Source organism: Stenotrophomonas sp. GL_111 (assembly GCF_057835245.1).
Genome location: NZ_CM174421.1, coordinates 2377093 through 2398923 on the forward strand (window position 1 = coordinate 2377093; position 21831 = coordinate 2398923).

At 67.7% G+C, this 21831-nt stretch carries 19 protein-coding genes; 6 read left to right on the forward strand and 13 right to left on the reverse strand.

All coding sequences use genetic code 11. From position 1 onward, the window contains the following. Positions 1 to 22 precede the first annotated feature (22 nt). Complete coding sequence (locus AC3IPM_RS10590; RefSeq protein ID WP_489299810.1) at positions 23 to 2200, forward strand: TonB-dependent receptor family protein; 2178 nt, start codon at positions 23 to 25, stop codon at positions 2198 to 2200. A gap of 53 nt (positions 2201 to 2253) precedes the next feature. Next, entirely contained in the window at positions 2254 to 3081 is an 828-nt protein-coding gene (locus AC3IPM_RS10595) for an isocitrate lyase/PEP mutase family protein (protein WP_489299811.1), read from the forward strand. A 19-nt stretch (positions 3082 to 3100) separates the two neighbouring features. Here AC3IPM_RS10595 and AC3IPM_RS10600 read toward each other — a convergent pair whose 3' ends face one another. Continuing rightward, a complete protein-coding gene (locus tag AC3IPM_RS10600; RefSeq protein WP_489299812.1) occupies positions 3101 to 3421 on the reverse strand; it encodes an SMR family transporter in 321 nt (106 codons plus the stop codon). Next, positions 3418 to 3789, reverse strand: coding sequence for an SMR family transporter (locus AC3IPM_RS10605; protein ID WP_489299813.1), 372 nt, complete (start codon positions 3787 to 3789; stop codon positions 3418 to 3420). Before AC3IPM_RS10605 ends, AC3IPM_RS10600 begins: the two co-directional genes overlap by 4 nt. Positions 3790 to 3964: 175 nt before the next feature. On the opposite strand from AC3IPM_RS10605, the gene AC3IPM_RS10610 reads away from it, so the two are divergent. After that, the gene (locus AC3IPM_RS10610; RefSeq protein WP_489299814.1) at positions 3965 to 4816 is read left to right on the forward strand and encodes a LysR family transcriptional regulator; all 852 of its coding nucleotides are present in this window, start codon (positions 3965 to 3967) and stop codon (positions 4814 to 4816) included. 12 nt (positions 4817 to 4828) lie between these two features. Here the strand turns inward: AC3IPM_RS10610 and AC3IPM_RS10615 are convergent, their stop codons facing one another. The 5 genes from AC3IPM_RS10615 to AC3IPM_RS10635 are packed head-to-tail and all read right to left on the reverse strand — an operon-like array spanning position 4829 to position 8682. After that, positions 4829 to 5752: a M14 family metallopeptidase gene (locus AC3IPM_RS10615; protein WP_489299815.1), complete on the reverse strand. Its 924-nt coding sequence runs from the start codon at positions 5750 to 5752 to the stop codon at positions 4829 to 4831. Positions 5753 to 5792: 40 nt separating this feature from the next. Further along, a complete protein-coding gene (locus AC3IPM_RS10620) occupies positions 5793 to 6191 on the reverse strand; it encodes a (R)-mandelonitrile lyase (RefSeq protein WP_489299816.1) in 399 nt (132 codons plus the stop codon). After that, entirely contained in the window at positions 6188 to 7165 is a 978-nt protein-coding gene (locus AC3IPM_RS10625; protein WP_489304100.1) for a zinc-binding dehydrogenase, read from the reverse strand. The genes AC3IPM_RS10620 and AC3IPM_RS10625 overlap by 4 nt, the downstream gene beginning before the upstream one ends. Before the next feature lie 20 nt (positions 7166 to 7185). Beyond that, complete coding sequence (locus tag AC3IPM_RS10630; RefSeq protein WP_489299817.1) at positions 7186 to 7863, reverse strand: type 1 glutamine amidotransferase domain-containing protein; 678 nt, start codon at positions 7861 to 7863, stop codon at positions 7186 to 7188. A 45-nt stretch (positions 7864 to 7908) separates the two neighbouring features. Further along, complete coding sequence (locus tag AC3IPM_RS10635) at positions 7909 to 8682, reverse strand: hypothetical protein (protein WP_489299818.1); 774 nt, start codon at positions 8680 to 8682, stop codon at positions 7909 to 7911. Between the two features lie 152 nt (positions 8683 to 8834). Here AC3IPM_RS10635 and AC3IPM_RS10640 point away from each other — a divergent pair, with 152 nt between their 5' ends. Both AC3IPM_RS10640 and AC3IPM_RS10645 read left to right on the forward strand, forming a co-directional pair. Then, a complete protein-coding gene (locus AC3IPM_RS10640; RefSeq protein ID WP_489304102.1) occupies positions 8835 to 10184 on the forward strand; it encodes an Nramp family divalent metal transporter in 1350 nt (449 codons plus the stop codon). Positions 10185 to 10305: 121 nt separating this feature from the next. Continuing rightward, positions 10306 to 12918 carry a TonB-dependent receptor plug domain-containing protein gene (locus AC3IPM_RS10645; RefSeq protein WP_489299819.1) on the forward strand — a complete coding sequence of 871 codons (2613 nt, stop codon included), beginning with the start codon at positions 10306 to 10308 and terminating at the stop codon, positions 12916 to 12918. 67 nt (positions 12919 to 12985) lie between these two features. Here the strand turns inward: AC3IPM_RS10645 and AC3IPM_RS10650 are convergent, their stop codons facing one another. The 6 genes from AC3IPM_RS10650 to AC3IPM_RS10675 all read right to left on the reverse strand — a co-directional run bounded on the left by AC3IPM_RS10650 (position 12986) and on the right by AC3IPM_RS10675 (position 20779). Beyond that, a complete protein-coding gene (locus AC3IPM_RS10650) occupies positions 12986 to 14473 on the reverse strand; it encodes a surface lipoprotein assembly modifier (protein ID WP_489299820.1) in 1488 nt (495 codons plus the stop codon). Between the two features lie 102 nt (positions 14474 to 14575). Further along, positions 14576 to 15337: a Slam-dependent surface lipoprotein gene (locus AC3IPM_RS10655; protein ID WP_489299821.1), complete on the reverse strand. Its 762-nt coding sequence runs from the start codon at positions 15335 to 15337 to the stop codon at positions 14576 to 14578. Between the two features lie 105 nt (positions 15338 to 15442). Beyond that, positions 15443 to 18538 carry a TonB-dependent receptor gene (locus tag AC3IPM_RS10660; RefSeq protein ID WP_489304104.1) on the reverse strand — a complete coding sequence of 1032 codons (3096 nt, stop codon included), beginning with the start codon at positions 18536 to 18538 and terminating at the stop codon, positions 15443 to 15445. Between the two features lie 176 nt (positions 18539 to 18714). Next, positions 18715 to 19677, reverse strand: a complete 963-nt coding sequence (locus AC3IPM_RS10665) for a FecR family protein (protein WP_489299822.1) — start codon at positions 19675 to 19677, stop codon at positions 18715 to 18717. Between the two features lie 88 nt (positions 19678 to 19765). After that, complete coding sequence (locus AC3IPM_RS10670) at positions 19766 to 20260, reverse strand: RNA polymerase sigma factor (RefSeq protein ID WP_489299823.1); 495 nt, start codon at positions 20258 to 20260, stop codon at positions 19766 to 19768. A gap of 120 nt (positions 20261 to 20380) precedes the next feature. Then, complete coding sequence (locus AC3IPM_RS10675; protein WP_489299824.1) at positions 20381 to 20779, reverse strand: helix-turn-helix domain-containing protein; 399 nt, start codon at positions 20777 to 20779, stop codon at positions 20381 to 20383. 76 nt (positions 20780 to 20855) lie between these two features. On the opposite strand from AC3IPM_RS10675, the gene AC3IPM_RS10680 reads away from it, so the two are divergent. Continuing rightward, the gene (locus AC3IPM_RS10680; protein ID WP_489299825.1) at positions 20856 to 21725 is read left to right on the forward strand and encodes a class I SAM-dependent methyltransferase; all 870 of its coding nucleotides are present in this window, start codon (positions 20856 to 20858) and stop codon (positions 21723 to 21725) included. Positions 21726 to 21831: the final 106 nt, after the last annotated feature.

Genomic DNA, 21831 nt, shown 5'->3' on the forward strand with positions numbered 1-21831 from the left:
CCTGTCCGGATCCGTCGTGCCCATGAACTGCGTAGCTCCTTCTCCGCGTGCCTCCCGGCTCGCCGCCGCCCTGTTGGTCGCACTGGCCAGCCTGCCCGCCACCGTCCTGGCCCAGAGCGCCACCCCGGCCGCGACCGAGCTGGATACGGTCAAGGTCACCGGCAACTGGCTGGACAACCCCACCGAAGCCAAGCTGCTGGACCATCCCGGCGCGCGCAGCATTGTGGAATCCCAGCGCATCGCCGAAAGCGGTTCGACCAGTGTGCGTGATGTGCTGCGCCAGATCCCCGGTGTGCAGGTGCAGGAAAGCAACGGCACCGGCGGCAGCGATGTCTCGCTCAATGTCGGCGTGCGCGGGTTGACCTCGCGGCTGTCGCCGCGCTCGTACGTGCTGATGGACGGCGTGCCGATGTCCTACGCCCCGTACGGCCAGCCGCAGTTGTCGCTGGCCCCGGTGGCACTGGGCAACCTGGAGTCGGTGGACGTGGTGCGCGGCGCCGGCTCGGTGCGCTACGGGCCGCAGAACGTCGGCGGCATCATCAACTTCGTGACCCGGGCGATTCCGCGCGACTTCGCCGGTACTTTGGGTTTCAGCTCGGAAATGTACGGGCGCGGCGGCAACGTCAAGACCGTGCCCAGTCTGTTCCTCGGCGGCACCACCGACGGCGGCCTGGGCCTGGCCCTGCTGTACTCGGGCACCCACGGCGAAGGCTGGCGCGCGAGCAACGACAAGACCGACATCGACGACGTACTGCTCAAGGCCGCCTATTCGCTGGGCAACGCCGGTGACCTGGCGCTGTCGCTGCACCACTTCGAGGGCAGCGGACGCATGCCCGGCGGCCTGACCACCGCCGAATACGCCGCCGACCCGTTCCAGTCCACCCGCCCCTACGATGTGTTCAACGGCCGCCGCAGCGATGGGTCGCTGAAGTACACCTGGACCGACGGGCGCAACAACCTCGAGGTACTGGGCTACTACGTGGACTCCTTCCGTGGCAGCTACATCGAGCAGGACGGCAGCGGCGCCAGCAATGGCCAGCGCCGGCTCACCGCCGCCCCGCGCGGCTATCACTACCTGGGCGTGGAACCGCGTTACTCGCGGTTGTTCAGCACCGGCACGGTGGTGCAGGAAGTCAGCGTGGGCTACCGCTACCTGAAGGAAGCCAGCAGTGAAGTGGCCTCGCGCACCGGCTACTACCGCCCCGGCGCGGCCGTGGCCGGTTTCGACCTGCCCCTGCTGCCGTACCAGACCAGCGGCGGCGGCACGACCGCCAATGCGTTCTACATCGACGACCGCATCGACATCGGCAAGTGGACCTTCACCCCGGGCGTGCGCGTGGAAGACATCCGCACCTTCAACGCCATCACCAACCTGGCCACCAACGGCACCGTCACCAGCACGCTGCGGCCACAGATCACCTCGCGTGAGACGCTGCCCACGCTGTCGGTGCTGTATCGCGTGAATGACACCTGGTCGCTGTTCGCCAACGGCGGCAAGTCGTTCGGCCCGCAGCAGTACAGCCAGCTGGCCTCCACCACCGAAGGCCTGCACCCGGAATCGGCCACCACCTACGAGCTGGGCACCCACTTCAACAGCTCGGCGCTGAGTGGCGAGTTCACCGTATTCAACGTCGACTTCGACAAGGAACTGCAGCTGGCGCGCTCGATCGTCGGCGAAGGCATGTGGACCGACCTGGGCGCCACCCGCCACCGCGGCGTCGAATCGGCGCTGCGTTACGAGATGGGCCAGCTCAGCGAGGCACTGGCCGGCCTGCAGCTGTCGATGACCTACACCTGGACCGAGGCCACCGCCCGCGCGGGTGTCTTCGCCGGCCGCGACCTGCCGTTGTATTCGCGCCAGGTGGGTTCCTTCGGTGCGCGCTATGCGATTGAGCGCTGGACCTTCAACGCCGATGTCTTCGCCCAGTCCGGGCAACGCTCACCGGGCACGCCCAGCCCGGGCGCCAGCTACGTGACCACCGAGGATGCCACTGGCCGCCTCGGTGACATCCCGGGCTACGCCACCGTGGCGGTGCGCGCCGGCTATGACTTCGGCCCCGAGCTGCATGACCTGAAGCTGGCGATCGGGGTCAAGAACCTGCTCGACCGCCGCTACTACACGCGCTCCACCGACAACAACGGCGGCAAGTTCGTCGGCCAGCCGCGCACGCTGTACCTGCAGGGCACGCTGGCGTTCTAAGCCCATGGGCGACGCAGGGCTTACCATCGGAGCCTACCGACGGGAGCCCTGCGATGTCCGCCCTGCGATTTGATCCCCAACCGCGCCGCGCCGCCTTCCGCGCCCTGCACACACAGGGCTGCTTCGTGTTGCCCAATCCGTGGGATGTGGGCAGCGCCCGTTATCTGCACAGCTTGGGCTTTGCGGCGCTGGCCAGCACCAGCTCCGGCGTGGCTTGGAGCCAGGGCATGGCCGATGGCCAGTTGTCGCTGGACGCCACCCTTGCCCATCTGCACGATCTTGCGGCGGCAACCCCGCTACCAGTGAACGCCGATTTCGGTGACGGCTTCGGCAGTACCCCCGCCGAGATTGAACACGCCGTCACCCAAGCCATCGCCACCGGCGTAGCGGCAATCTCCATTGAAGATGCCAGCAACGATCCGTCGCAGCCGCTGCGATCACGCGATGAGGCGGTGACCCGCCTGCGTGCGGCACGCACCGCGATCGACCGCAGCGGCGCCGACGTGCTGCTGGTGGGCCGCGCCGAGAATTTCTTCGTCGGCCGCCCGGATCTGGACGATGCCATCGCCCGTCTGCGCGCCTACGCCGATGCCGGTGCGGACTGCCTGTATGCGCCGGGCATCACCAGCCGCGAACAGATCGAGGCGGTGGTGGCTGCGGTCGCCCCGAAACCGGTGAACCTGCTGGTCGGCAGCGCGCTGCCGTTCACCCTGGCCGACATCGCCGCGATGGGCGTGCGCCGGGTCAGCGTCGGCGGTGCGATGGCCCGCAGCGCGTGGGGCGGAATGATGCGCGCCTCGCAGCAGTTGGCCGAACACGGGCGCTTTGATGGCTTCGCCGATGCCGCCTCCGGTTCGGCGTTGAACCGGTTGTTCGGCTGAAGGAGCGCCTGCCTCCGGATCAGTGGCTGGACAGCACCATCACCGCACCGGTCACCAGCGCGATGCCGACCCAGCCGATCGGGCGCAGCCGGTTGCCGAACAGCACCCGGCCGCAGAGCGCGGTGCCGATCACGCCGATGGCGCCCCACAGGGCATAGGCGGTGGCCAGGTCCATGTACTTCACCGCCTGGCCCAGCAGGGCGAAAGCACCCCACACCAGCACGATCGCCGTGACGCCCCAGCCCGGCTTACGGAAGCCGTCGGACTTGGCCACCATCATGTTGGCGGCGATATCGATCAGCGCCGAACAGGTCACGAAAGCAAAGGCGGTCATGTTCATGCCGGATGCGCCTCGCCCAGGGTGACGCAGACAATGCCTGCCGCCGCCAATGCCAGGCCGATAAGCTGCTGGGTGGACAGCGTTTCCTTGAACACCAGCAAGCCCACCAGGGTCAGCAACGTCAGGCCCAGCCCTTCCCACACCGCATACGCCACGCCCACGGCGATGCCGCGCACCGACAGCGCCAGGAAGTAGTAGGACACTGCCAGCGCGGCGGCCATCACCGCATAGCCCATGTAGCCGCCGTGGCGGGCGGCATCGGCCATGAACGAGGTGCCGACCACCTCGGCGACGATCGCCACGGTCAGGCAGGCCCAGGCGATCAGGCCGCCACGGGCACGGGGAAGGGGTTGCACCGGTGTGTGCATGGAAAACTCCTGGTTCAAGCGCAGCGGCGCATATAGGCCTGCGGTGGGTACCGACCGCTGGTCGGTACGCGGTGCGAAGCACCGGGCAAACCCTCGACACCGCAGCGATGCCCCCATTATCATCGTTTTTTCCATCACACCAAAGATGGATACCATCGAAATAGGCGATACATCGATGCGCTACGGTCCCGAATCCCTGCATGCCTTCGTCGAAGCCGCCGCACTGGGCTCGTTCTCCGCCGCGGCGCGCCGGCTGAAGAAAACCCAGTCCACCATCAGCACCGCCATCGCCACGCTGGAGGCCGACCTCGGCCTGACCCTGTTCGACCGCAGCGGCCGCTACCCGGTGTTGACCGAGGACGGCCGCAAGGTGCTCGGCCATGTGCAGGAGATCCTGGCGTCCGCCGAGCGGCTGGAACAACTCAGCATCCGCCTGGCCGACAACGTCGAGCCACGCCTGAGCCTGGTGTTCTCCGATATCTACCAGCTCAACCCGGACCACCACCTGCTGCAGCGCTTCGAGCAGCGCTTCCCGGACATCGAACTGGAATGGCTTGATGCCGAGGGCAGCGACGTGCTCGATGTGGTCCAACGCGGCCGCGCGCACCTGGGCCTGCTGCCGCACCAGGCGCACTACCCTTCCGAGCTGGTCGTGCGCGCTTTGCCGCTGCGCGCCGAAATGGCGGTGTTCGTTGCCCGCCAGCACCCGTTGGCGCAACACGCAGGGCTGGACGAGGCGCATCTGGCCAGCCACCGCCAGCTCTGCCTGAGCGGTGACGCGCTCGGCCAGGGCAAGGCGCGCGGCCGCACCTGGTCGGCCTCCGATTACCTGATGGTGTTGGAGATGGCCGAAGACGGGTTCGGCTGGGCCGAATTACCGCGCGAGCTGGTCGCGCGGTATGGCCGTGGCCGGCTGGTGGAACTGGCCCTGCCCGGCTGGCCGCGGCTGGTGTCCACCGATGCGGTGTGGCTCAAGGGCACACCGCTCGGACCGGCCGCGTTGTGGCTGCTGGATCAGTTCGCGTAGCGTGGCGCGCGCTTAGCGATGCGCCAGCGCGTAATCGATCGCCGCGCAGATCGCCGCCACCTGCGCATCGTTGCACTGCTGCGGGGTGGCGCGCGGGCTGTCCGGGTAGACCTCGGTGGTGGTGGTGAACGTGGCGCCGGTGATGCTGGCGCACAGGCCGAGCTTCTTCAGCGGGTATTCGATCACCCCCGGTGCCACCACCGGCGAGCCGATGATTTCATTCTTGTCATCGGCAGGCGCGATGTGGGTCACCTGCTCCACCGCCGCATTGACGGCCTGCTGGAACGCCGGCTGCGGGTTTTCGCTGTCGTCCACCAGGTAGAAGCCATCGGGAATCAGGCCGGGCTCGAACGGCTTGCCATCGCGCGCGGCCAGGGCCGGGCGGAATTCGCTTTCGTCGGTATCGGTGGTTTCGTGCAGGTCGATATGCATCGCGAACGTGCCACGCAGCGGGGCCACCAGCGCCATCAAGGCGGCCGATTCGGCGGCCGGGCTGTGGTCCACGAACGAACGGTTGGGGTCGATCGCATCGGCATTCCAGCGCTGGATCCGCTCGTAGCCCCACGGGCTCACGCACGGGGCCACCAGCACGTTGGCACGGCCGGCGTAATCCCCGGCACGCGTGGCCAGGAACTGCAGCGCACCTTCCACGCCACTGGTTTCATAGCCGTGCACGCCACCGGTCACCAGCATGGTGGGCAGCGCCGGGTTCCAGTCGCGGCTGCGCACGGCGAACAGCGGATAGGTATCCGGCGCATAGTCGAGCGTGCCGTACTGGGCGACATCGAAATCGGCGCGCAGGCGTTCCAGCACCGGCAGCACATCGTCGGCGTAACGCCGCTGCGGCAGCTGGCGCGCCCGCCACTGCGCCTTCTCGCTGGCGCCCCAGGCCTGGCCGGGGGTACCGATGGGATAGAAGGCGGCGGTGTCGTTCATGGCGTACTCGTACTCACAGCGGTTCGGAGTGCGCATTTTATCACCCGCGATACTGCGCTTCGCTCACCGGCTCCAGCCAGGTCACCGGCGAGCCGTCCAGCGCTTCGGCGATGGCGATGTGGGTCATCGCCACGTCCGCGCGTGCGCCATGCCAGTGTTTCACGTCCGGCGGAATCCACACGATATCGCCCGGCCGGATCTCCTGCGCCGGCTTGCCCCATTCCTGCACGTGGCCGATGCCGGCGGTGACGATCAGGGTCTGGCCCAGCGGATGGGTATGCCAGACGGTGCGTGCGCCCGGCTCGAAGCTGACCGTGGCACCGCCGAGCCGTGCCGGCGCATCGGTCTGGAACGGTGCATCGATGCGCACGCGGCCGGTGAAGTAGTCCGGGGAACCGGCTACCGAGGGGCGCTCGCCGGCGGCAGTGATGCGGATCATGGCCGCAGCAACACTTTGCCGTTGCGCCCCGGCACGGCGCTGGCGGCCACCGCCTCGGCCACCTGATCGAAGCCGAACACCGCGTCCACCGGCAGGCTCAGCCCGCCGCGCGCGGCCAACTGCAACAGCTCGCCGACCAGCCGGCGCTTGTCTTCCGGCGCCATCGCCTGGCTCACCTTGCTGCCCCAGAAGCCCTTGACCGTGGCCTGCTTGAAGATGACATCGCCGGAACTGAGCTGCATCGGTTCACCAGTCATCGAACCGAACGACACCAGCGTGCCGCCATCGCCGAGCAGGGTCATCAGCTCATTGCTGGCGCGGCCGCCAACCGAATCCACCGCGGCGGCAATCGGCTGATCGCCGACCTGCGCCTGCACCTGTGCCATCCAGTCCGACTGTGCGGTGGAGACGGTGTGCTCGATGCCCAGCGCGGCCATCTCGGCCACCCCGGCGTCGCGCCGCACCAGATTCACGCAGTGCACGCCGCGCGCCTTGGCCAGCATCGCCAGGGCCTTGCCGACCGCGCCGTTGGCGGCGTTCTGCAGGATCCACTGGCCCGCACGCACCTGCAGGAACTCCAGCAGCATCAGCGCACTGAGCGGCATCGCGATCAGTTGCGCCGCCGTGTTGTCATCAATGGCGTCGGGCATCGGAATCACCATCTGCGCCGGGGCGATGAAGAACTCCGCCCAGGTGCCGTGCACCGAGGCCGCGCTGACCCGCTGGCCCAGCTGCAGCCCCTGCACGCCCTCGCCCAGCGCATCGATCACGCCGGTGCCTTCGCTGCCGCCCACCGCCGGCAGCGTGGGCTTGTAGCCGTACTGGCCGCGCACCGTCCACAGATCGTGATTGTGGATGGGCGCGAGCACCGTGCGGATCCGCACCTCGCCCGGCCGCGGTTGTGGCTGCGCTACGTCACCGCCGCGCAGCACGGCGGCGGGATCGCCGAAACGTGCGTGTACCGCGGCGCGCATCATTGCCTTCGCGGGCGCACTCATGCCAGCTGGCCAAGCAGTGCCTTGGCCACCGCCTCGGAGCTGGCCGGGTTCTGCCCGGTCACCAGCCGCCCGGCACTGACCGCATAGGGTTGCCAGTCGGCCGCCTTGCTGTAGTGGCCACCCAGGCGGATGAGCTCGCGCTCGACCAGGAACGGCACGATCTTGGTCAACTGCACCGCGTCCTCTTCGCTGTCACTGAAACCGGTGACCGCGCGACCCTTGACCAGCGGTTCGCCATCGGCGCCGCGCACATGGCGCAGCACGCCCGGGGCATGGCAGACCAGCCCGGTCGGCTTGTCGGCGGCGATGAAGGCCTCGATCAATGCGATCGAATCACGGTCTTCGGCCAGGTCCCACAGCGGGCCGTGGCCACCGGGATAGAACACCGCGTCGAAATCGGTGGCGCGCACGTCGGCAAGCTTGCCGGTATGCGCCAGCGCCTGCTGCGCGTCCTTGTCACCGGCAAAGCGCGCGGTGGAGGCGGTCTGTGCATCGGGTTCGTCACTTTTCGGGTCCAGCGGCGGTTGCCCGCCCTTGGGCGACACCAGGGTGATCTGCGCACCCGCGTCCTTGAACACGTAATAGGGGCTGGTGAATTCCTCCAGCCAGAAACCGGTACGGCGACCGGTGTCGCCCAGCTGATCGTGCGAGGTCAAAACCATCAGGATGTTCATGGGGGATCTCCTGGGGGGAAACAAAGACAGGGTGAAACGCCGCGCTCAGCGGCGATGGCGATGCGCGGCCGCAATGGCCGGCAACGGTTGGCGCCAGGCCCGCGCGCGCAGCAACAGGGTCTGCAGGACCAGCAGCGCGGCCACGGCGATGGCCAGCACCGCGATGCTGTCCGCGCCCGGCAGGCGCCAGCTGGATTGCTTCACATATACACCGACCAGTGCCCACACCACCGCCGCCGGATAGGCGAAGTGGCCGCGCAGGCGCTGGTTCACCGACCACACCAGCAGCGTGGCCAGGGCGAGCAGCACCACGCTCCAGCCGAACATGTCCGTGCTCGGCAGCCACTGGTAGGCCACGATCACCTGGGCGGTATTGAGGAACGCGGCCATCGACAACCAACCGGCATGCAGTGCCAGCGGATACGCCGCCCACGCCCGCTGCCCGCCAGTGGCGTTGGCCGGCGCAGCGCGCACGGCGGCTACCAGCAGGCAGAGCAGTGCGGCCCAGATGATCGCCAGCGCCGGCAGGAACCACTGGTTCGAAAACACCGGCATCCACGCCGCCGTGAGCACGAAACCAGTGGCGGCCCAGCCGCGGACCCCGACCAGGTCCGGCTTGCGCCGACGTAGCTGCCACAACCCGAAGGCGACATCCCAGAGGAAGATCAGGCCCCAGATCGCGAACGCGTAGCCGGCGGCGACCAGCAGGGTGGGATAGCGGTCTGAGACCGCGCCATTGGTCGGGCCGAACATGCCGGACTGCGAAAACCAAGACACTACCGGCATCGCCAGTGCGGCCAACAACACAATCCAGCGCATGCATCACCTGCTTCACGAAAGAGCGCAGACGATACGCGGTTGGCGGTTAAGGCGGTGGCATGGCAGTGCGCGCGTGGCCGGATTCTGCAGTCGAATGGCCTGACATTGCATCCACTTACTAACATAGCCTCTGCTATATTGCGGCCGTGGACATTGAACGCCAACCCCCTGCCAGCCCCGCCTGGCCCTCTGCAACCGGGCACCGCCCCAGTCTGGGCGAGATGAATGCCAGCGTCGCGGTGCCCAGTGGCGGCCACTGGTGGTTCCGGCTGCTGGCCTTCCTTGGCCCGGGCTACATGGTCTCGGTGGGCTACATGGACCCGGGCAACTGGGCCACCGACATCGCCGGTGGCGCGCAGTTCGGCTACCTGCTGCTGTCGGTGATTCTGCTCTCCAACCTGATGGCCATCGTGCTGCAGGGGCTGTCGGCGCGGCTGGGCATCGCCACCGGCCGCGACCTCGCGCAGGCCTGTCGCGATCACTACTCGCGCCCGGTCAACCTGGGCCTGTGGCTGCTGTGCGAGATCGCGATCATCGCCTGCGACCTGGCCGAGGTGATCGGCACGGCGATCGCACTGAAACTGCTGTTCGGCATTCCGCTATTGGCCGGCGCAGTGATCACCGCGGTGGACGTGGTGCTGGTGCTGTTCCTGATGCACCGCGGCTTCCGCGCGTTGGAAGCGTTCGTGATCGCGCTGCTGCTGGTGATCTTCGGCTGCTTCGCGGTGCAGATCGCACTGGCCGCGCCGCCGCTGCAGGCAGTGCTGGGTGGCTTCATCCCGCGTGCCGAGGTGGTCACCAACCCGCATGCGCTGTACCTGGCGATCGGCATCATCGGCGCCACCGTGATGCCGCACAACCTGTACCTGCATTCGTCCATCGTGCAGACCCGCGCCTACCCGCGCACCGATGCCGGCCGCCGCAGCGCGCTGCGCTGGGCAGTCACCGACAGCACCATCGCGCTGATGCTGGCGTTGTTCATCAATGCCTCGATCCTGATCCTGGCCGCGGCGGTGTTCCATGCGCATGGCCGCACCGACGTGCAGGAGATCGAACAGGCCTACGAGCTGTTGGCGCCGATGCTCGGCGTCGGCCTGGCCTCCACCCTGTTCGCGGTGGCGCTGCTCGCCTCGGGCATCAATTCCACGGTCACCGCCACCTTGGCCGGGCAGATCGTGATGGAGGGCTTTCTGCGCCTGCGCATCGCGCCGTGGGCACGCCGCCTGATCACCCGGGGCATCGCGATCGTGCCGGTGCTGATCGTCACCGCCATCTACGGCGAACAAGGCACCGCGCGGCTGCTGGTGCTCAGCCAGGTGCTGCTGTCGATGCAGTTGCCGTTCGCGGTGGTCCCGCTGGTGCGCTTCGTGTCGGACAAGGCCAAGATGGGTGCGCTGGTCGCGCCGCGCTGGTTGATCGCGCTGTCGTGGGTGATCGCCGCGATCATCCTGGTGCTCAACGTGAAGCTGTTGGTGGATACGTTCGCCGGCTGGGGCGGCTAAGGCGAAATTCCTCGCAAAATTGCCTATTCAGTTCCATTCGTTATGAATGGATGAAGGAAGGCCATTGGGCACGCTGCGACGGCCATGGACTACTGGCCCGCCCACCTGATGTGACTGCCCCATGCTGCGCTTTACTGTTTTGACCAGCGCCATCGCGCTGGTGATTGCCGCACCCGCCTTCGCCGACACGGCACCGTCCGCCGACAGCACCACCCTGCAGACCGTGGTGGTGACCGGCTCGAACATCAAACGCACCGATACCGCCGGCCCCAACCCGGTGCAGGTGGTCACACGCGAGCAGATCGAGCAGACCGGCAAGTCGACCCTGACCGATGTGCTGCGCTCGCTGTCGGCCAATGCCGGCAACAGTTACGACGAGCAGTACACCGGCAGCTTCGCCGCCGGCTCGGCCTCGATCGGCCTGCGCGGGCTCAGCCCGAAGAACACGCTGGTGCTGGTCAACGGCTATCGCGTGGCCAACTTCGGCTTCGCCCTGAACACCCAGGACACCTTTGTCGACCTCAACGCACTGCCGATCAGCGCGGTGGAACGCATCGAAGTGCTCAAGGACGGCGCCTCGGCGGTGTATGGCTCGGATGCGATCGCCGGGGTGATCAACATCATCCTGCGGCGCAACTTCGAGGGGCTGGAGGTCGGCGGTGCCTTCGGCACTGCCACCCAGGGCGGGCTGGACGAGAAGAAGGCCAACCTGCTGTGGGGCGTGGGCAACCTGGAAACCGACGGCTGGAACGTGCTGTTCGGGCTGGACCTGCTCAAGCGCGACCGCCTGGATGCCGACGAACGCCGCTACACCCGCAGCGGCGATTTCCGTGACCGGGCCGGTGGGCGCCTGGCCGGCTGGTCCACGGCCGGCGGCAACTGGCTGGCCAACCCGCGCCAGCCGACCCCCTTCGCGCCCTGCCCGAGCGGCAGCGAGCTGCGGCCCTACAACGATTTCGGCAGCGCCCTGCCCGGCAACGCGTGCGCGTTCAACGCGCAGCCGTTCAAGACCCTGCAGCCCGGTGCGGAGCGCCTGCAGGCGTCGTTGAGTGCAACCCGCCGCTTCGGCGATGCGCTGGAGCTGTTTGCCGATGTGCTGTACAGCCACAACCAGGCCGACCAGATCTTCAGTGCACCGCTTACCGTCGGCCCCGGCCTGCGCGCCTATAACCCGGCCACCGGCACCCTGGTCGACATTCCGGCGGTACTGCCGGTGGGCCACCCCAACAACACCACCGGCGCACCGCTGCCGTTCGAGTACAGCTTCTCCGACATCGGCCCGCGCCTGAAGGACAACACCCAGGTGTTCTACCGGGTGCTGGCCGGTGCGCGCGGCAAGACCGCACGCTGGGATTGGGAACTGGCCGCGGAGACCTCGCAGAGCGAGCAGCGCGAGTACGTGGACAACTTCATCAACCGCTATGCGTTCGAGCAGATCCTGCGCGATGGCAGCTACAACTTCGTCAACCCGTCCAGCACTCCGGGCGCGCTGGAAGCGCTGCGGCTGCAGACCAAGCGACCGGGCTGGTATCAGTTGGATGCGGCCAGCATCAAGGCCTCCACATCGTTCCTGGACCTGCCGGCCGGACCGGTCGGCTTTGCCTGGGGTGCCGAAGTCCGCCGGGAGTCGCTGGATGCACGCACCAGTGCACAGGTGTTGTCGGGTACCGAGCTGCGCCCGGCGATCAACATCGTGGACGGTGAGCGCCAGGTCAGTGCCGCCTATGCCGAGTTCAGCGTGCCGCTGCATCGCACCCTGGAGCTGCAACTGGCCGGGCGCGGTGATCACTACGACGACTTCGGCAATGCGCTCTCGCCCAAAGTGGCGCTGCGCTGGCAGCCGCTGGATTCACTGCTGCTGCGCGGCTCGTTCTCGCGCGGGTTCCGTGCGCCGTCGCTGCCGGAAATCGCGCAGGGCCAGACCATCAGCTACGGCTCGGTGGTGGACCCGTTCGATCCGTTGACGCCGGGCGGCAGCCGCGGCGTGACCAACCTGCGCACCGGCAACCCGGACCTGGAAGCGGAGCGGTCGAAGAACGTCAACATCGGCGCGGTGTGGGCACCCGATGCCGACACCAGCATCGGCGTGGATGTGTACCGGATCGAACAGGACAACCTGATCAAGCCGGACAACGCCCAGTTCATCGTCAACAATCCGGGCCTGTTCCCGGGCCGCGTGCAACGCGATGCGCAGGGCCGCATCCAGATCATCACCAACCAGTACGCCAACCAGGGCGAGCTGACTACCTCGGGCATCGACCTGGATGTGAGCCGCACCTTCCGCACCGACGGCTGGGGCGCGCTGACACTGGCCGGCAGCTGGAGCCATCTGCTCAGCTTCAAACAGCCGCTGGTGGCCGGACAGGCCGCCTACGAAGGGGCCGGCAACAATCAGTTGGGTGCGTTGCCGCGCACCCGCGGCACCACCTCGTTGAACTGGGCGCTGGGCGACTGGCAGAGCACGCTGAGCCTGCAGTACGTGGCCGGCTACGATCAGCGGGTGGCCACTTCGACCAGCAATCCCGGCCTGAACGACCGCATCAAGGCCTACCACCAGCTGGATTTGTACGTGGCCTACAGCGGCCTGCCGAAGACGACGTTGTCGCTGTCGGTGCAGAACCTGACCGACAAGGACCCGCCGTTCGATCCGGCCGGGGGTTCCAATGGATTCGACATCACCCAGTACAACCTGCGCGGCACGTTCGTGTCGCTGGGCGCGAAGTACCGCTTCTGAGGGAATGACACGTGCGGTGGGGGCGTTCCCCACCCCCACCGCACTCGCCCCCGTCAGAACAGCCGTTTCAGAACGGCCGCTCCAGTTTCAGGCTGACCTGGCTGCGGTCGTAGCCGTACAGCCAGCCCACGCTGCTGTCGACCTGGTTGTAACGCAGCGTCACACTCGGCACCAGGCCGGCCAGGGCGAAGCGCTCGGCCTTGAGCACCGCGATCCAGCTTTGTTCGTCATCGCGCCGGGTGGCTTCCAGCAAGGGGCTGTAGGCGTCGTAGTCTCGATGGCGCAAGACGGTAAACACCGTCGCACTGACGCCCTGCCATTGGCGCACCGCGCCCAGCCGCACGCCGTACTGGCGATAGGCGTTGGTCGGTTCGCGCGCGTTGCTGTCCAGTACGTCCAGCCCACCGAACAGCGTCCAGCGCGGGCCCAGGCCCTGGAACCAGGTGGCGTAAAGCGCGCGACTGCTGCCGTCGTACTGGTTGGCGTAGGCAATGCGGCGATAGCGCGGCAGTTTCCAGTCCGCCTCCAGCTTCAGCAACTGGCGCGGCGATACCGTCCAGCTCCATTCGCCATGCGCGCCCCACGCACCGAACAAGGCGCGGTTGCCCAGTGCCTGGTAGTCGAATGACGGCGCCAGCGCGATCGTGTGACGCCCACTGCGCCAGCTGTAGCCTGCCTGTGCGTTGAGGTTGGCTTCGTTGTATTCGGCATGGTCACGAAAGGCCTGGCCGTAGGCCAGCCCACGCAGGTACAGGCCATGGTGGCCGCGCAGCGCCCAGCGTCGCTCGAGGCTCGCATCGTAGTCCAGGCCCTGCGCACGGATCGCGGCGGGCAACTGGCGTTCGATGAAACAGGTGCCATTGCCGTCGGCAAACAGGCAGGTGCGGCTGGCCGAGGTGCGGTTGATGTTGTCACTCCAGGTCGGGCCCAGCGCGAGGCTGCCCTTCCACGCGGCGCGGTTGTGCAGCGCCTGGCGATAGGTCTGCACGCTGCGACGCACGCCTTCGGTGCGTTCATCGCCGGCATCGATACCGGCCTCGATCGCGGCAAACAGGGTCTCCGCCTCGCGATCCTGCTGGTCTTCAAACAACACCCGCGCCAGCTCCAGCCGCGCCGGCAGGAAATCCGGTTGTATCTCCAGCAAGGCGCGATAGGACGCCGCGGCCTCCGCATAGTGGCCGGCAACCCGGGCCAGGCCGCCCTGGGCGTAATGCACCAGCAGCGGATCGCGGTCGTCGAGGGTCAGGTATTCGGTCAGGAAATGCTGTGCGGCGGCCCATTGCTGGTGCTGCAACGACAGGTACAAGGCCTGGCCGACATCGTTGGCGGTGTGCTCCACCGTATAGGTCTGGCCATCGACGGTGATGGTCGGGCGCGTGCCCTCGCCGCCTTCGGCCAGCAGTTGTTGCTCGCGCGCATGGCGGCGCAGCTGTACATCCTGCTCCAGCACCCGGCGCAGGTCATCGCGTTCCTGGGCGCGCAATGGCGCGACCATGCCCCATCCCAACACCAGCACACAGCCCGCCAACAGGCGGGTGGAAAAAGTAAAACGCATCCGGAGTTCCAGCAGGAGGGGTGTGGCAAGGACTGGCGATTGGCGGCTTGTCCTTGCCCGATCCATCAATGACGACGCCGGTGGCTTACACCGGAGCGGTCATCAGTTCTTGTTGCCACCAAAGGCGGTGTCGTACTGGCTGTTGCCGGCGAAGGTGGCGATACCGGCCAGCGACGCGGCATTGGCGCCGAAGAACTGGCCCTGGGTAGTACCGGTGGCGCCGTTGGCGGTGGCGGTACCGGCAAAACCGGCGGTGCTGGCATTGATCAGCGCCGACACGCCCAGGTTCAGGCCATTGCCGCTCAGGCCGCCAATCAGGGTGCCGGTGCCGAAGTTGGCGCTGAACGCACCGGTCAGCAGGTTGGCGCCGCTGAACTTGTTGAGGCCCGCCACGGTGTAGGTGGCCGTGCCCGAGGGCAGCGTGGTGCCGGTGCGGTCACCGACGAAATAGACCTGGCGGTTGCTGAAGTTGCTGGCCCCATCCTTGGACCATTCACCGAACCACACATCGCCCGAACCGACCTTGACGAAGCTGAAGTAGCCCATGCCGCTATGGCTGCCCGGCGCACCGGTGATCGGCACGTTCAAGGTCTGCACGACGGTGCTGCCGATGGTGGTCTTGCCCGAATAGGCGCTGAGCCCGGCGAAGTCGACCTTGAGCCCGCCCGACACGGTGGACACGCCGATACCGGCCTTGTCGCGGCTGTGCGGACCGGCCTGGACCTGGGAAGCACCCACGGCGATGTTGAAGTCCGGGCTGGTGGACGGGCTGTTGGCGCCGACGATGTCGGCGGCCTGGGCGTTGCCGGCGAGCACGGCGAGGCTGGCCACGGCCAGCAGGGAGAGGGAGATGCGGATGTTCATGACATTACCTTTGAAATGGATTCGTTGAGTGATGCACACAGTTCCGGCATAGCGGTGGATCAAGGGCTCATGGCAGGGCCTCCGGCAGGAAGTGAGGGATGGACTTCAGAACCGCGCGGTGAACCCCAGCTTCCAGGTGCGTCCCGGCGCGGCCATCGCCGAGCGCGTGGCCGGGTCCACGTAGTAGCGGTTGGTGAGGTTGCTGCCGACCAGGTCGAGCGTGGCGTTGGCGCTGAGCTTCCACGATGCATAGGCGTCCACCGTGGTGATGGTTCCCCAGGTGAACGGCACGTTGATCCAGAGCAGGCCCGGGCGTTCTTCCTTCTGGGCGCGATAGGCGTCCAGGTCGGGATTGTCATGGCGACGGTAGTGCACCACCCGGCTGCCCAGTTCCAGCCGCCGGTCGAACAACCGTGCGCCGAGCGAAGCGGTGATCGACAACCGCGGCACCGCCTGGGTGATCAGGTAACCGCCGAGGAAGCCGTCCTGCACGCAGTTCGGCACCTGGCCCTGGTTGCGGTCCAGCATCACCGCGGTGCTCTCATCGCACACCTCGTTGTCCAATGTGCGGGTGATGCCCAGGTCGGAGAAGAAGCGGCCGCTGTCGAAGCGGCCCTGGAACTCCAGGCCGCGGATGGTCTGCTTGTCCAGGTTGTTGAACAGGAACAGGTTGTCGCGCTCGATCACATCGCGGGTCTTGTGCACGAAGTAGCCGAGCTTGACGTCGGCCGTGGTGCCGCCCTGGAGCAGCGGTGCGAGGTTGTGCACGTACGCCACTTCCAGGTTGTAGGCGTGCTCGGGCTTGAGCGGATACAGCGGGTTGAAGCTACCCGAGAAGGCGATGGTGCTCTCGAACATGCTCGGGAAGCGCTTGGCTTCGGCGTAACGGACATACAGCCGGTTGAATGGACTGAAATGCACAGTGGCTGACAGCGTCGGCAACCAGGCGTGATCGCGGTGGCGTGGGTTGCTGCCCTCCACCCGAGTGCCGGTGCTGGCGCTGTTGATCGCGCACACCGTGCTGGCATCGGCGAACAACGGCAGCACCCCGGGCATACCGGCGATGTCGCCGTTGAGGCAGGGGTTGCCGGCGCGCGAATAGTTGCCCGATGCGTCCGGCAGCCACGGCGTGGTCTTGTCGACCGCGCGCGGAGTGCCGATCTGGGCGCGCAGGGCCTGCACCTGGCTGTCCACCAGGAAGCCCAGGCCGATGCTTTCGAAGAACGCGCGGCCGGCTTCGACCGCATCGATCTGCGGCTGCAGCTCGGCCAGCGTGACCGGCTCGTTGACCCGGTAGCGCGCTTCCCAGGCGCCCACGGTGGTGGTCTGCAGCTGCGGATGCTGGTCCAGGAAATCATCGAAGGCCCAGTAGCTGCTGTAGCGCATGCCGGCGTTGAGGGTCAGGAAATCAACCGGGCGCCACTCCACGTTGAAATAGCCTTCGCGCTCCTGCCGGCGGCCTGCGCGCGGGTACATCCGCCAGCCGTCGGAGACGCCGAAGTAGGCATCGTCCGACCGCAGCGTTTCGTGCTGCACGTTGCCGCCGAGGGTCAGATCCAGGCGGTCGGTGAGGCGGAAGCGGTTGCTCAGCGTGGCGCCGTTGCGGGTGTTGCGCGCATTGGCCAGCGCGGTGTTCTTCAGGATCGGGCTCCAGCCCGGATCGATGCGGGGGTCGCCCTGGGCAAAGTTGGGGAAGCCGCCGGCGCTGTAGGTGTCGCTCACCGTTTCGGTGCGCCACAGGTTGGCGTACAGGTCCACCCAGCGGCTGTCGGCCGGCTGCCACTTGTATTCCAGGTTCCACGAGGTGGCATCCACGCGACTGAGCGGCCACTGCACCGCGCCGCTGCTGCTGTCGATCCGCGACGGCATCACCTCGCCATAGTGCGAGAGCGTGTCGCGCCAGGTCAGCCGCAGCAGCTGTTCGTCGCTGATATGCCAGGTGCCCTTGAGCAGCCAGGATTCCTGCTGGCTGGAGGTATTGGGCACTTCATCGCCCGGCTTGAACGCCAGCGCCAGGGTGCGGATGTAGTCCTCGGCCAGCGTGCGGTCGCCGGCCTGCTGGTAGTAGCCCGCGCCGTGGGTACCGGAGAAATAGTTGCCGCGCTCGCGGTATGCATAGGCAGCCATCACGTCGAAGCGGTCGCTGCGCCCGGCCAGGGCCAGCCGGTAGGCGTAGTCCTCACCGGCGAAGACATTGGCCTCGCGGCCGCGCGATTTCAGGTTCACGCGCAGCGTCTTGTCGGTGTAGGGCGAGGCCGGTGAGGTTTGCGGGAAGCCGTCCACCGTGCGGTAGTCCTCGCCGGTATGCAGGCGCGGCACGCGCGGGTCGACCGCGTTGCTGCTGCCTTCCAGCTTGAACTCACCGCCGAAGCGCTCGCCTTCGCCGAGCACGTCGTCGGCATCCAGGGTCTTGATCACCATCGCCCCACCGATGCCGGTGTGCACATCGCGGACCAGCCCCGGGCCCTTGATCACCTGGATGCCACCGATCAGGTTGGGGTCGATGTAGTTGCGGTTACCCACGCCGTTGTAGCCGCGCCACACGGTGAGCGCCTGCTCGGTGCCATCGATGGTGACCGGCACCCGGCCGGGCCCCTGGATGCCGCGGATGTTGATGTCCAGTGCGCCGCTGTTGCGCGCATCGCCACTGAACACGCCGACCAGGTCCTTGACCAGATCGGCCGGGTTGGAGCCTTTGTAGCGCTCCACCCGCTCGCGCCCGGCATACACGGTGGAGCGGTCCAGTTCGAACACCTCGTCGTAGCCACGCAGGTCGCGGGCGACACCGCCGGCATCGATCGCCGAGGCGCCAACGCGCAGCGTATCGGTCACCACCACATCGGGCGCGGTGCTGGCCGCCGCTTCAACCGTAAAGGTGCCGGGCGACACCTGCCGCGCGCTCAAGCCGGTGCCGCGCAGCAGCTGGTGCAGTGCAGCCTCGGGCTCGAAGCGGCCAGTGACGGCCGAGGAGCGATGGCTGCCCAGCGCGCTGCGGAACACCACCTGCACCCCGGCCTCGCGGCCGAACTGGCGTACCGCCTCGGCCAGTGGCCGGGCCGGGATATCGAAGGACCGGGCCGTGGCCGCCGGTGTCTGGGCATGTGCGTCGGGCACCGCGGCCAGGGCGAGCAGCGCGGTGGCGATACTGCTGGCCAGCAGCGCGGTGAACAGCCGGCGCTGCCGGGAAGCCGAAACGGACAACATCTAGCGTGACTCCTCAAGGGAAACGTGGCCGTGGCTGCATCGGGCAGCGGCGGCGTGCGTGGCTTGAGGAGAAAACGGGGTTTCGCTCTGGCTATGTCAATAAAGACAAACGGAAGGGCAATCTGCCCACACCAATGTCAAACCCGCTGCATCGGCCGTGGGCGCGCCTGGTTTCACCACAGCAACAGGGCACCACCGGGCAGGCGCTGCAGCTGCAGGCCGCCCTGTTCGGCAATCGCGGCGATGGCCTGCTCGGGTTGGTCGATCTGCACGATCGCCGACACCGGCGTACGTGACGGCGCTCGCCCGGCCACCCAGACCGACGCGCCGTGGTAACGGGCGACGGCGGCAACGGCCTCGGCCGCCGGTACCGCATCGAGAATCAGCTCGCCGCGTCGCCACGGCGCGATGGACGCAACGTCCAGCGCCTCCGGTGCGCCCATCGGCACCCCCTCCGCCGCCAGTGTGAGCGTCTGCCCGGCGTGCAGGCGTTGCGCTGCACCGGCCGCACGCACTTCCACCTCACCGCTGCTCACTGCGGTACGCACCGTGGCGCCCTCCAGGCCGACTGAAAACGCGGTGCCGATATCTTCCACTTCGGCGTGGCCCGCCGTGACCACGAAGGCTGCCGGTTGGTGCACCACATCGAACCACGCCCGTCCCTGCAGCACCCGCACCTGGCGCCGTCCGGGCACGAAGTCCACGGCCAGCGTGGTGTCGGCGTCCATCACCACGGTACTGCCATCGGGCAGCTGCGCCGTGCGCGGAAGAGGGCCGGTCTGCAGGTCGCTGCGCAGTTCCAGCAGCAGTCCCGGGCCCAGGCCCACCGCCAGTGCCAGCACTGCCGCGGCGGCCAGCAAGCGCCGTTGCCAACGCTGTCGGCGTGGCACGGCACGCGCCATCGGCGAAGGTTCGAGGATGCCGGGCAGCGCCGCCAGCACGGCCGGGCCGGCCGCATCGACGCGGTGCCACAGCACGCGCTGCTGCTCGAACGCCGCCGCGTGGCGCGGGTCGGCGTTCAGCCATGCCTGCAGCCGGCGCTGTGCGGCGCCATCGAAATCCGCGGCATCCTGGGCCAGCCACCATTCCAGGGCCTGGCGGCGCTGGCGTGGCGAGGGAGGTGGAGTGTCGGTCATGGCATCAGCCTGCTCTGCCGCCACGTGGCAGCTACGGGTATACAGACAAACCAGAAGGCGATCTGCCCACGGCACGCGCGCGCTGTGTTCATCCGCCGTGCTGCCGCTGGATCAGCAATGCCGCGCGCAGCACGTGCTTGCCGACCAGGCTCTTGGAGATGCCCATGCGCACCGCGATCTCACGCTCGGACAGGCCCAGGTAGCGGTTGAGCACGAACGCCCGGCGCACCGCCTCGGGCAGCGCAAGAATGGTCTGGGTGATTTCGCGCAGCTGCGCCTGGGCCAGCGCGATGCGTTCGCCATCCACGCCCTCGCCCTCCGTGGCCAGTGCGACCTCGGCCAGCACGTGGCGCTCGCGGCTGTCGGCCTGGCGGCGGTTGAGCGCGTGGTGGTAGGCCATCCGGTACAGATAGCCGCGGGTGTCCTCGATCGGCGGATCGCCCGGCACCGCGCTCGCCTTCAGATACAGGTTCTGCAGGGTGTCTTCAGTGGTCGGGAGATCCAGGTACCGGCCAAGGAACCGGAACAAGGCAGGTCGCTCTCGAATCAGCAGTTCGACCAGGGCAACAGCATTGGGGGACATGCACAGACCAGCGCGGAACCGGGAATGATGGGCGTGATGGCGACGGTCCGAGCGCGCCAGTGTAATGCTGAATGCAGATGCGGTCGACCATGCCCGGTCACCGCGTGCCACGTTGCAGCCTCACCTGCCCGCGGGTGAGGCCAGCCGCAGCAGGGCGCGGAACCGGCTGCACTGCAGGTGGCTGTCCGCCCGGCAGGCCGCCGCGTGCCGCAGGCCATCGGGCATCGTCACCATGCGCGCGATGCTGGCATCCAGCGCGTCGGCATGCGCCAGCAGCCGCGCGCGGTCGATGTGGGTGCCGCCGTCGGCCTGCAGCATCGCGACGATATCGTCCAGCGACAGGCCTGCCGCGCGGCCCAGGGTGATCAACGCCAGCCGCTCCAGCACGCTGTCGGCGAATATCCGGCGCAGGCCGTGGCGGCCGATCGATGCGATCAACCCGCGCTGCTCGTAGTAGCGCAGCGCCGATGCGGCCAGCCCGGAGCGGCGGGCCACCTCGGCGATATCCAGTTCGCGCATCCGCTTGACCTCAAGTCCACTTGAAGTGGCAGAGTGCAGACTGACGCCTTTGCTGGCAAGCTTGGAACTGACCGCCATGACCACCCCCTCCGCTGACAACCAGGCCCAGGCCGACCTGTGGAACGGCCCCTCCGGACAGGTCTGGGTGGAGGCGCAACGGATCCTGGACGGCATGTTCGCGCCGCTGGCCGAGCGCCTGGCCACCGCAGTGCCGATCGACGCGCCGCTGCAGGTGCTCGATGTCGGCTGCGGCACCGGTGCGGTCAGCCTGGCGCTGGCTGCGCGGCTGGGCGCGACCGGCCATTGCACCGGCGTGGATATTTCGGCGCCGATGATCGCAATGGCGCGCGAGCGCGGGGCAGCACTGGCCGACCGCATCGACTTCACGGTGGCCGACGCGCAGCAGCACGCCTTTCCGGCCGGGTCCTTCGACAGGATCGTGTCACGCTTCGGGGTGATGTTCTTCGCCGATCCGGTGCAGGCGTTCCGCAACCTGCATCAGGCCACGCGCGGTGGTGGCAGCGTGCAGCTGCTGGCCTGGCGCAGCGCTGCGGAGAATCCGTTCATGACCGCCGCCGAACGCGCCGCGGAAGGCTTGCTCGAGCTGCCGGTCCGCGCCCCTGACGCGCCGGGTCAGTTTGCGTTTGCCGATGCGGATCGGGTGCGGAGCCTTCTGCAGGACAGCGGCTGGCGCGATATCAGCCTTACCCCCATCGATGTGGCGTGCCACATCGCGCGGGACGATCTCCCGACCTACGCGGCATTGCTGGGCCCGGTGGGCAGCGCGCTGCGCAACAGCACGCTGGATGCGACGACCCGGGCCCGGGTAAGTGAAGCGGTGCTGGCAGACTTTGCCCCGTTCGTCCACGGCAACACCGTGCGCTACACCGCAGCCTGCTGGGAGATCACAGCCCACATGTCTTCGTTCCAACATGCCGCGCGGTGAGGCATCTGCGCGGCTGCGCCGCGATAGCCACGCATGGCGTGGCTCTACCTATGGATCGTGGATACATTGCATGGGGCCTGGGGCACCAATGGATCGTGGATGTATC

What these genes read in the sequence shown, in the direction of transcription:
- AC3IPM_RS10645 (WP_489299819.1), top strand. Translation starts at nt 10,306, where the DNA reads ATGCTGCGCTTTACTGTTTTGACCAGCGCCATCGCGCTGGTGATTGCC.
- AC3IPM_RS10620 (WP_489299816.1), bottom strand. Translation starts at nt 6,191, where the DNA reads ATGATCCGCATCACTGCCGCCGGCGAGCGCCCCTCGGTAGCCGGTTCC.
- AC3IPM_RS10630 (WP_489299817.1), bottom strand. Translation starts at nt 7,863, where the DNA reads ATGAACATCCTGATGGTTTTGACCTCGCACGATCAGCTGGGCGACACC.
- AC3IPM_RS10655 (WP_489299821.1), bottom strand. Translation starts at nt 15,337, where the DNA reads ATGAACATCCGCATCTCCCTCTCCCTGCTGGCCGTGGCCAGCCTCGCC.
- AC3IPM_RS10650 (WP_489299820.1), bottom strand. Translation starts at nt 14,473, where the DNA reads ATGCGTTTTACTTTTTCCACCCGCCTGTTGGCGGGCTGTGTGCTGGTG.
- AC3IPM_RS10610 (WP_489299814.1), top strand. Translation starts at nt 3,965, where the DNA reads ATGCGCTACGGTCCCGAATCCCTGCATGCCTTCGTCGAAGCCGCCGCA.
- AC3IPM_RS10625 (WP_489304100.1), bottom strand. Translation starts at nt 7,165, where the DNA reads ATGCGCGCCGCGGTACACGCACGTTTCGGCGATCCCGCCGCCGTGCTG.
- AC3IPM_RS10665 (WP_489299822.1), bottom strand. Translation starts at nt 19,677, where the DNA reads ATGACCGACACTCCACCTCCCTCGCCACGCCAGCGCCGCCAGGCCCTG.
- AC3IPM_RS10595 (WP_489299811.1), top strand. Translation starts at nt 2,254, where the DNA reads ATGTCCGCCCTGCGATTTGATCCCCAACCGCGCCGCGCCGCCTTCCGC.
- AC3IPM_RS10675 (WP_489299824.1), bottom strand. Translation starts at nt 20,779, where the DNA reads ATGCGCGAACTGGATATCGCCGAGGTGGCCCGCCGCTCCGGGCTGGCC.
- AC3IPM_RS10600 (WP_489299812.1), bottom strand. Translation starts at nt 3,421, where the DNA reads ATGAACATGACCGCCTTTGCTTTCGTGACCTGTTCGGCGCTGATCGAT.
- AC3IPM_RS10590 (WP_489299810.1), top strand. Translation starts at nt 23, where the DNA reads ATGAACTGCGTAGCTCCTTCTCCGCGTGCCTCCCGGCTCGCCGCCGCC.
- AC3IPM_RS10605 (WP_489299813.1), bottom strand. Translation starts at nt 3,789, where the DNA reads ATGCACACACCGGTGCAACCCCTTCCCCGTGCCCGTGGCGGCCTGATC.
- AC3IPM_RS10635 (WP_489299818.1), bottom strand. Translation starts at nt 8,682, where the DNA reads ATGCGCTGGATTGTGTTGTTGGCCGCACTGGCGATGCCGGTAGTGTCT.
- AC3IPM_RS10615 (WP_489299815.1), bottom strand. Translation starts at nt 5,752, where the DNA reads ATGAACGACACCGCCGCCTTCTATCCCATCGGTACCCCCGGCCAGGCC.
- AC3IPM_RS10670 (WP_489299823.1), bottom strand. Translation starts at nt 20,260, where the DNA reads ATGTCCCCCAATGCTGTTGCCCTGGTCGAACTGCTGATTCGAGAGCGA.
- AC3IPM_RS10680 (WP_489299825.1), top strand. Translation starts at nt 20,856, where the DNA reads ATGACCACCCCCTCCGCTGACAACCAGGCCCAGGCCGACCTGTGGAAC.